Origin of the sequence: Streptomyces klenkii (assembly GCF_003626645.1) — a bacterium.
In the GTDB taxonomy this organism is placed as follows: Bacteria; Actinomycetota; Actinomycetes; order Streptomycetales; family Streptomycetaceae; genus Streptomyces; species Streptomyces klenkii.
In genome coordinates this window covers 107,794-117,326 of record NZ_RBAM01000015.1, presented here as the reverse complement: position 1 = coordinate 117,326, position 9,533 = coordinate 107,794, and the positions used below count along the sequence as shown (strand labels likewise).

General features: G+C 70.2%; 7 protein-coding genes. 4 read left to right on the top strand and 3 right to left on the bottom strand.

Going from position 1 to position 9,533, the window contains the following annotated elements; genetic code table 11:
- Nucleotides 1-123: 123 nt before the first annotated feature.
- A complete protein-coding gene (locus tag D7231_RS28880; protein WP_120758525.1) occupies nt 124-873 on the bottom strand; it encodes a nucleotidyltransferase family protein in 750 nt (249 codons plus the stop codon).
- 201 nt (nt 874-1,074) lie between these two features.
- Entirely contained in the window at nt 1,075-1,293 is a 219-nt protein-coding gene (locus tag D7231_RS28875; RefSeq protein ID WP_120758523.1) for a DUF7848 domain-containing protein, read from the bottom strand.
- Between the two features lie 227 nt (nt 1,294-1,520).
- On the opposite strand from D7231_RS28875, the gene D7231_RS28870 reads away from it, so the two are divergent.
- The 4 genes from D7231_RS28870 to D7231_RS28855 all read left to right on the top strand — a co-directional run bounded on the left by D7231_RS28870 (nt 1,521) and on the right by D7231_RS28855 (nt 6,657).
- Nucleotides 1,521-2,261 (top strand): XRE family transcriptional regulator, encoded by a 741-nt coding sequence (locus D7231_RS28870; RefSeq protein ID WP_120758521.1) that lies wholly within the window; start codon nt 1,521-1,523, stop codon nt 2,259-2,261.
- Between the two features lie 586 nt (nt 2,262-2,847).
- Nucleotides 2,848-3,810, top strand: coding sequence for an AI-2E family transporter (locus tag D7231_RS28865; RefSeq protein WP_241999972.1), 963 nt, complete (start codon nt 2,848-2,850; stop codon nt 3,808-3,810).
- Nucleotides 3,811-3,893: 83 nt separating this feature from the next.
- On the top strand, nt 3,894-5,378 hold the full coding sequence (locus tag D7231_RS37135; RefSeq protein ID WP_199739483.1) for an HNH endonuclease: 1,485 nt from the start codon (nt 3,894-3,896) through the stop codon (nt 5,376-5,378).
- 310 nt (nt 5,379-5,688) lie between these two features.
- Nucleotides 5,689-6,657: an RICIN domain-containing protein gene (locus tag D7231_RS28855; protein ID WP_120758519.1), complete on the top strand. Its 969-nt coding sequence runs from the start codon at nt 5,689-5,691 to the stop codon at nt 6,655-6,657.
- Nucleotides 6,658-6,718: 61 nt separating this feature from the next.
- Here D7231_RS28855 and D7231_RS28850 read toward each other — a convergent pair whose 3' ends face one another.
- Complete coding sequence (locus tag D7231_RS28850) at nt 6,719-9,481, bottom strand: right-handed parallel beta-helix repeat-containing protein (protein ID WP_241999971.1); 2,763 nt, start codon at nt 9,479-9,481, stop codon at nt 6,719-6,721.
- Between the last annotated feature and the right edge of the window lie 52 nt (nt 9,482-9,533).

The following is a 9,533-nucleotide window of genomic DNA, read 5'->3' as shown; positions in this document are numbered from 1 at the left end:
CCAGCCGCTGGAACTGCCGTGGGCGAAGCCCGGTGAACACCTCGACGAACTCACGACGCTGAGCGGAGACCACCTGCACGACCAGACCAACGCAGACCAACCAACACGGTTACGAGAAGATCTTTAGGTGTCGATGTCGGTGGTGCAAAACTCGGGTGCGAGAGTGCTTCCGGCGCTGCGGACCTCCTTGGACGCCTCCACGACGTCCTTGACCGTGTCGATCCCCCGCCAGTAGCCGGAGAGCCGGTAGCCCATCAGCCGGCCGTCCTGAGCGAGCCGTGGGAAAGTGCTGTCCTCGTGGTCTCCCTTGTCCGGGAGAAGTTCGATCACGTCCGGGTTGAACGCGTAGATCCCGGCGTTGATCCAGTACGGCAGTTCAGGGGACTGGACGAAGCCCTTGATGTGGTCCTGGTCGTCGATGTCGGCCACGCCCCAGTTGGAGCGGTAGGGCGACAGGGCGACGGTTACGGCGGCGTCATGCCGCTCGTGGTACTCGGCCAGGTCCGCGAGGGAGAACGAGCTGATGACGTCACCGTTCAGGACGAAGAACGAGGCGTCCAGGTCCGGCAGCTGCTGTGCTGCGTACTTGAGGCCGCCACCACGGCCAAGCGGTTCGTCTTCGATCGCGTATACGGCCGAGATGCCGAACCGTGAGCCGTTGCCGACGTAGTCGCTGATCATTTCCGCCTTGTAGCCGCCGGAGATGACGACGGTCTTCACGCCGTGCTTGGCAAGCCACAAGAGCTGATAGCCGATGATCGGTGCGCCGGCCACGGGGACCATGGCTTTGGGTGCGTCGTCGGTGTAAGGCCGCATGCGGGTGGCCTGGCCGCCCGCCAGGATCAGCGCTTGCGCGACGCTGGAGATGTCCATGTGCGCTCCTTCGGTCTCACGGAACCGCTCTGGTCCGTGGCGGCATCCTGACAGTGCGTGATGAGGCGTCGTGGCACCTTCACCCGGATAGAGGATTGCGGCCCGCTCCCGGCTGGCCCCGCACGCGGCTGCGGACTGCGGCAATGATCGTCGCTGCGTAGAACGGTCCTGCCCATCGGAAGATGAAGCGTCGGATCACGGCTACCTCATCCACGTGCGGAACGTGCGCTTGACGATCTGCGTGTAGGAGTGGTGCGACGGGTTGGTCCTGACGTGCTCCAAGATCCAGAGCGTTCCGACCTCCTGGTCGGTGCTCCGGGTGGAGCCCTCGCCGCACAGGTCGCACTCCTGGGCGTAGGTGTGCGGTTTGGCGTCCGGCTCGTGGTCGGGCTGGACGGTCCAGTCAGCGTGCCTGATCACGGCACGAGGCGGGGTGCGCTCTTCCTCGGGTCCCTGCCCGTGCGTGCGGGCAGCCCTCTTACTGACCTTCGCGCTTGTCTCTTCGGCCGTCTCCATGCTCGGAGCATCGACCGCCCTCGTGGACGTTTCCACCGACGTTCGGCAGACGTAGCGGCCTTCCGGCCGATAGCGTCAAGAACGCCCAAACGACCGAGGGAGAATCCTTGAATTTATCCCTTCGCAACGCTATGGCCGACAAGAACCTGTCAGCCCGTCAACTGGCGACCCGCGTAGGTGTGACGACCAAGACGGTGGAACGATGGATCGCAGATGAGGAGCTGATCCCGCACGCGCGAAATCGCGTGGACGCGTCAGGTGTGTTGGGAGTTGATGAAGCGGTGTTGTGGCCCAAGGCAGTAGGGGCAGTCATGAAGACCGGCCCGGACCGAGAGATCATCTCGGCCTATCCATACCGTTCGGCGTGCCCGTCTTCTGTATGGCGGCAGCTCATCGGCGACAGCACGCAGGACATCGTCCTCGCCGGTTACACGAACTACTTCTTCTGGATCGAACAGCCCGCGTTCCACGCCACGCTACGGGCGAAGGCCGAGGCGGGATGCCGCGTACGGTTCCTGCTCGGTGATCCTGACGGCCGGGTGACACAGCAGCGCGAAGGCATCGAGGACGTGGCCTTCAAGGTGTCCACGCGCATCCGCATCAGCCTGGACGAGCTGGCCAAGCTGCCCGACCTTCCCGGCCTGGAAGTGCGCTTCTCATCCGAGGACGACGCCACGAACCACGTCGGCCTGTCGGTCTTCCGGTTCGACGACCAGGCCCTCGTCACGCCGCACCTCGCCCGGCTGGTCGGGCACGACTCGCCGATGCTGCACCTGCGCAAGCTCCAGGAAGGCGGCCTCTTCGACCGCTTCACCGAGCATGTCGAGGAGCTTTGGGAGCGTGGGCGGTCCGTCGCACCGAGCGGCGAATGATCAAGGTTGCCTGGTATCGCAGTGGCACCTACTGACCGCCCTGGCCTGGTCGGATGCTGGTTGGTCACATGACCAACGCGTGACCAACAGCGCCCAGGAACGCCCCGAAACCCCCGGTATAGGCCGGGTATCAAGGGTGGGCGGCTACCCCCCTCAATCCTGCTGTTTATGCAGGTCAAAGGCCTGATGTGCTGGTGCCCGAGGTGAGAGTCCAAGTCCCCCCTCGGACACCAGTAGAAACCCCAGCTCAGCTGGGGTTTTTCTGATTTTCCGGGTCTGGTGGCGCTCCCCGTGACCACCACCCACCCGCGTGGCCCACGGGGCCGGGAGCCTATGCGTGCCGTTTAAAGGCCGGTCTGTGTATATATGCCACGCTATTGCGGGGCCGGTGATCGGCGGGCTGTGGAGCGGTGGGAAGGCGGAAGCGCTGGCCGGGGACGGTGTCGAGAGTGGCGGTGCGGCGTCCGGCGATGGCGCGGACGGTCCGCGGCAGCCGCATGCGGCCGGGCACGTCTTCCGGGTACGGCCGACGTCGTCGTGGTTCGGCACCGCTTTCAGCGCCGGTCTGGGACTGACCCTGGCCTACGTGACGCTGCAGACCGTGCTGCGGATCAGCGGCGTTCTCACCCTCCTGCTGCTCGCACTGTTCGGGGCGATCAGCCTGGAGCCGGTGGTGGCATGGCTGGCGCGGCGCCGGCTCGGCCGGGCCTGGGCGGTGATCGTCGTGATCATCGGTCTGCTGGGCGTGCTGGCCGGCTTCCTGGCGCTCGTCGTTCCCGTGGTCTCCGACGAGATCTCCGCTCTCTCCGAGGCCGTGCCGAAGTGGTTCGAACAGCTCCACGACCACCACTCCACCCTCGGCCGCCTGGAAGACCGCTTCCACCTGGTCTCCAGGGTCCGCGAGCAGCTCGGCGCGGGCGCCGGGGAGGCGGTGATCGGGGGGCTGCTCGGGGCCGGTCACATCGTCCTCAGCGCCGTGACCGGCACGGCCTTGGTGGTCGTGGTGACCGTCTACCTCATGGTGGGCATGGAGCAGCTCAAGCGCTTCGCCTACCGCTTCGTTCCGCTCAGCCGGCGGGCCGGTGTGGTCGACCTCAGCGAAAGGATCCTGCTGCGGGTCGGGCGGTACATGCTGGGCAATGTGATCACGTCGGCCATCGCGGGCCTGGCCACGTTCCTGTGGTGCGTGGGGCTGGGCGTGCCGTACGCGGCCGCGCTCGGCGTGTTCGTCGCCCTGATGGACATGGTGCCGGTGGTCGGCTCCACCATCGGCGGCGTGGTGGTCAGCCTGGTCGCCCTCGCGGTGTCCTTCCCGGTCGCCCTGGGCACGGCGGCGTTCTACATCGGCTTCCGGCTGGCCGAGGACTACCTGATCATGCCGAAGGCCATGACCTACGCCGTCAACGTGCACCCCATCGTCACGGTCGTCGCCGTCGTGATCGGCGGCGCGCTGCTGGGGGTGATCGGTGCGTTCATCGCCATCCCGGTCGCGGCAGGCATCGGCATCGTGCTGGAGGAGTCCGTCTTTCCGCGGATCGACGCGGTGTAAGGGCAGCTGACAGGGCGACAGCCGCCCGTCCGTCGGTCTCCGCTCATCGGCCGACTGTCAGAGGTGGCGCCTACTGTGCGTCCATGAACGACAGCCCGGAGAAACCGATGAAGCCTCAGCGCTTAGCCCGCCCCGAGGCCGCGCGGAACGCAGCCCCTCCCGAGGGGCCGGGAGTCGATGCTGAGCCGAAGGGCATCGCGCTGTATCACGACATGCGGGTCGAAGAGGACTTCGCCAAGTGCGCCACCCGCCTCTTCTCGATCCTCAAGAAGGCCGCGGCGATGAACCCCGGCGCCCCGCGCTACCTCTATCTCGACATCCAGGGGCACCGCAACGCCGCCGGCGGCTACGACGCCGACGCCCTGGAAATCATCCGCGAGTTCCTGCTGGGATTCCTCGGCCCGTATCTCACGGAGATCAGCACACCGCTCTACCAGGCGAAGAACCCCGAGCCGCAACGTGAGGACATCCCCGACGTCCTGAACATAGGAGACCCCGACCGCGCACACGCCTACGACCACCGCGAGCTGCCTGTACGCGGCCGGGACAGCCAGCCCGACCGGCGCAAGTCCAGACCCCCGGTCCGGGCCATCGCCGACTACCTCGGTCTCGATGAGCCGATCTGCCTGATCTGCTGGCAGGCACCGGTGGAGAGGGCCCACGTGGTCCCGGAGTCGCTCGGCGGTTCCAACGACGTGCGCAACTTCGCCCTCCTCTGTCCGCGCCACCACCGTGAGGCGCCCGACGTCGCGGACGCCGAGGCGTTCTGGTCCTGGGTCGACTACGCCTGTGAACGCGACGGTCACATGAAGTGGGAGGGCGTGGAGCCCGAGACGCTGGCGAGGGCGGAGCGCGTCGGCCTCCGCATCGAGACGTCCGGACCGGTGCGGAAGAGCGTGCGCCATTTCGACCGGGTCCGTGACGAACTCGTGCGTCACTACGGCTGGTGCCCGGAGGACTTCGCCGGCGGCAACCACTGGGGAGCGCTGATGGAAGAGTTCCATACGGTGATGGAGTCGGCGACCAGCACGCACTTCAACGTCGCCAAGAAGGCATCCACCGAGGCATGGGCCTTCGAAGTGGCCCGCAGACGCCTGAGAGACGGGGCTACCGAGCGCGAGGCCGACGATGACCGGCCGGAGGTGTCGAGCCGACCGCCGGTCGAACTGGCGGAACGGACGATGCGCAAGTCGCCTGGCAGCGGTGGTGCGCGGAGCCTGGCCGATGCCGCACGGCGGGCCGACATTGCGATCGAGGCGGCGGCACTCGTGCGCGACATCATCGGTTCGACGGGGGTTTCCAGTGCGGAGGATGTGCTGCGGGGCGTCAGAGAAGAGGTGGCGGACCGCACCGCACAGTTCGACCGGCTGGCTGATGAGTTGATGAGGCAAACGGCCTGCCGGCACTGCGGCCACGCCATAGCCCGGATCGGGGACGCTCCCTGGCGGCATATCGCCGCGGCGCCCATGTCCCGTGGCTGCCGGGCCGCCAGCTTCGACCGGGACGGCACTTGGGACGATTCCCTCGACCGAGCGTGGAAGGCGAGCCCGTCGAAGACCTATCGGTGACTCCGGCATCCGGCACCAGGTGTCACTTCTGTCGAACTGGTTGTCGGGAAAGGGATCCTGTCGGTGTGAAATCTCCTCCTATGGAGTGGACGATGCACGGCCCGGGGTGCAGTACCGCGTGGTCGGGGCTTCGGCCGCCCTGCCACCACTGCTTCGCACCCATACGGGAGATGATGTGTCACCCGAGAGCACGAACCGACCGACCGGGCCGTCAGGGGCCCCCGAGGACACGGGCCTTCGGGACGGCTTTTCCGCGGTCTTCGCGAGACGTCCGTCCGTTTCCCGGCGAGGGCTGCTGCCGGGCAGGAGGGTGTGGACCGCCCTCGCTTCCGCCGCGGCGGTGACGGGCCTCGCGGTGGGCGCCGTCCCGCTGGTGAACCAGCTTCAGTTCACTTCGGACGACACGAAGAAGGTCGTGGCCGCCGGGGAGCCGGGGAAGCCCGGCGGCAGTGGTGCCTCGGCGTCCGGCCGTCCGAAGGACGCGGGCAAGGGCACCGGGTCGGCGCAGCCGTCGGGCTCCGGGAGCGGCGGCAGCGGTGGCAGTGGCGGCAGCGGGGGTGCGACCGGCGGTAAGGGTGGATCGGGGCAGCCTTCCGGTTCGGGGACGGGTTCCGGCTCCGCGTCGGGCTCCGGGAGCTCCGGGGGTTCCGGGGGTGGCTCGGCTTCGGGCTCCGGTGGGTCCTCCGGCTCTTCCGGGTCCTCGGGGTCTTCCGGATCCGGTAGTTCAGGTTCCGCTTCCGGGGGTTCCGGCGGCTCCGCGCACGAGGCCCCCGCCGACTCGATCTCCGACGCCGGCGGGAGCAAGCCGCAGCCGCAGGAGCCCGCGAAGAAGGGCGTTGCCGGGCCGGCCAAGCCGGAGATCCCGCGTCCCCCGAAGCTCGACGACGGCAAGATCAAGGGGCCGGTCATGAGCTTCGCCGCGAAGCGGTGCGTGGACATCGTCGGCGGCAAGTCGAAGGAGGGCGCTCCGCTGGAGCTCGGCGACTGCTCCGGGGACCGGCGCCAGCGCTTTGAGTTCCGGTCGGACGGCAAGGTGTGGTCGCTCTACGACGACCGGCTCTGCATGGACACGCAGCGGGGTTCGACGGCTGACGGCGCCGCGATCCAGATCGCCGGCTGCAACGGCAAGCCCACCCAGGCCTTCACGGTCCAGAAGGACGGGTCCCTGGTGAACCCCAAGTCCGGCAAGTGCATCGAAGCCGCGGACGGCTCCAAGGGGCTGCGGCTCCAGTTGCAGACCTGCAACGGTGCCAAGAAGCAGAAGTGGCAGCTCGGCTGAGCCGGAGTCACAGGGTCCGGGCGGCGGTGTAACACCGCCCGGACCCCGTGCCCGGACGGCGTTACGCCGCCCCCGCCGGCTCCGGTACGTCCGGGCCGGTGAGGGTGACGAGGTCCGCTTCCGACGGCGCCTCGATCTCGGCGACCCGGTAGGCCTGACGCTCCGTCATGGCCTGGAAGGTCTGGCGGGCGGAGCGGCCGTTGCCGAAGCGGTGGTCGCGGGGGACGCGGGAGAAGTGGACGCCGAGGGCCTCCCGCGCGTCCTCGGTGAGCTCGTACTGGTGGGAGGCCGCGTGCTCCTCCACGATCCGCACGAGCTCCGCGTCGTCGTAGTCCTCGAAGAGCAGGGTGCGGTTGAAGCGGGAGGCGAGGCCGGGGTTGGAGTCGATGAAGTGCTCCATCTCGTCCGGGTAGCCCGCCACGATCACCACGACGGCGTCGCGGTGGTCCTCCATCAGCTTCACGAGCGTGGCGACGGCCTCCTGCGCGAAGTCGTTGCCGCCGCCGGCTCCGGCGGGAGCGAGCGAGTACGCCTCGTCGATGAAGAGCACGCCGCCCATGGCCTCCTGGAAGACCCGCTGGGTCTTGGGGCCGGTGTGCCCGACGTACTCGCCGACCAGGGAGGAGCGGTCGGCCTCGACGAGGTGGCCGCGCTCCAGCAGCCCGACCGCGGCGAGGATGCGGCCGTAGAGGCGGGCCACGGTCGTCTTGCCGGTGCCGGGGTTCCCGGCGAAGACCAGGTGGCGGCTGAGCGGCGGGGCGGCGAGCCCGGCCGCCTCCCGGCGGTGGACCATCCGCATGAGCTTCACGAGCGAGGCGACGTCCTGCTTGACGCGGCGGAGCCCGATCAGCCGGCCGAGTTCGCCGAGGAGGTCGTCGAGGCTCTCCTCGGGCTCTTCCCCCGCCCCGTCGGCCCCCGCCCCCGCCGTGGAACCGGCCCCGTTCCCGGCCCCGGCGGGCAGGGGCGTCTTCCGGTCCGGAGCGGGGGCGCCGCCGGCCTGCGGCCACTGCGGCGACCCGACCCGTACGGAGACGCACTCCTCCACCACCGGCGCCGCGTCCGGTTCGGCGCTCAGGTCCTCGTCGGCGTCCTGCACCCGGAGACGGCGGAGGACCGGCGCGGCGGACCCGGCGAGGTGGACGGCCGGGAAGCCGGGGGCGACGATCTCGCACTCCTCGAAGACGCCGCTGCCGCCGGAGTCGACGATCAGCCCGTTCTTGCCGGGCCGCAGCACGCGCACCCCGCTCAGCCGCGGCTCGGCGCCGCCGGCGACGACCACCCCGGACCCCGCGGCGTCCCGGATCTCCAGGCCGGTGACGCGGGGCGCGGCGCCGGATTCGACGACGAGGCCCGCGGTGCCCGCCCGCAGCAGCCTGCCGCCGGTGATCTCCTGGTCGCCGGGGCCGAGGACGGCGGCGGCGCGCTCGCTGTCGGCTATCTCGCAGTCGTGCAGCCGGGTCCGGCCGCGGGTGGTGGCGGTCACGCCGTTGCGCGTACGGAGCACGGAGACGTCGCGGAGCTCCGCGCGGACGGAGTCGGCGACGTCCACCCCGGACATGCCGCAGTCGGCGATCCGGCTGTTCACGACCACGGCCTGTGCGTCGGCGACCAGATGGGCCCCGTGCTCGGGGGTTCCCGTGATGCGGAGCCCGCTCAGCCGGACCCGGGCGCTGCCGCCCGCGTGGACGGGGCTGAAGGCGCACTCGTCCAGGGAGCTGTCGTCCAGGTCCACGACGGCGTGGTCGGTGGCGACGACGCCGTTGGCCGCCGACGCGCGGATCACGGTCTCGCGGCCGGTGAGCCGGGCGGAGCCGTGGACGACGACGGCCGCGGCGGCCGTGCGCACGACCCGGGTGCCGGTGACCCGGATCCGGGCGTCGTCCCCGGCGCTGACGCCGGAGCCGCCGCTGTCGCGCAGGGTGCAGAAGGCGAGTTCCACGTCGCCGTGGCCGCCGGCCCGCACGGCGTCGGCGCCGCTGCCGGAGAGTTCGCAGCCGTGCAACCGCACACCGCCGCCGGCCTCTTGCGAGTCCGTTTGTGAGTCTGTCGTCCCCTCGTCCGGGGCGGGGGAGCTGCCGAGGACCCGTACGGCGTCCGTGGCGCACGCCCTGATCCGGGAGTCGGTGAGCAGGGCGGACCCCTGGTCCTCGACGAGCAGCCCGCTCCGCCCGGCGCCGTCGATCAGGCAGTCGCGGAGGACGACCGCGGCGTCCTCCCGTACCCGGACCGCGGAACCGAAGGTGTCCCGGACGTCGGTGCGCAGCAGCTCCACCCGGGTCGACCCGCCCGCGACCAGCCCCGTGCCGTCCGTCCCGTGCAGCCGGCAGTCGGTGAGGGCGACGGCCCCGCTGGTACGTAGCAGCACCCCGGCGAGGGCGGCGCCGCCCAGTACGGTGCCGGTCATGATGAGCGCGGCGTCCCCGTGCACTTCCAGCCGCCCGGTGCCGATCCTGCCGCCGGACCACTCCGTACGCCCGCCGCCGAGCACCACGGTGGGCTGGTCGGCGGCCGCTCCCTCGACCACGAGCCCGTCGATCACCACCCGTGCGCCCGCCGCCACTTCGAGGGCGGGCCGCCCGGCCACGGGAGCGGCCAGAACCACGCTCCGTACCCGCTCGCCCTGCCCACCCTGACCAACCTGCCCGTCGCCGAGGGCGCGCAGGGTGACGCCCCGGACGATCCGCACCGACTCCCGGTAGACACCGGGGGCGAGGTGTACGGCGTCCCCCTCGGCGGCCGCGGCCAGGGCGGTGGCGAGGTCGGGGTGGGCACCGGGGCCGGTGCCCACGTGGTGGATGGTGGCGGGCTGGGCGGGGACTGTCACGGGGGCTCCGTCAAACGTGCGGGGGAGGACCGGGCGGTGCCGGTGGTGGAGA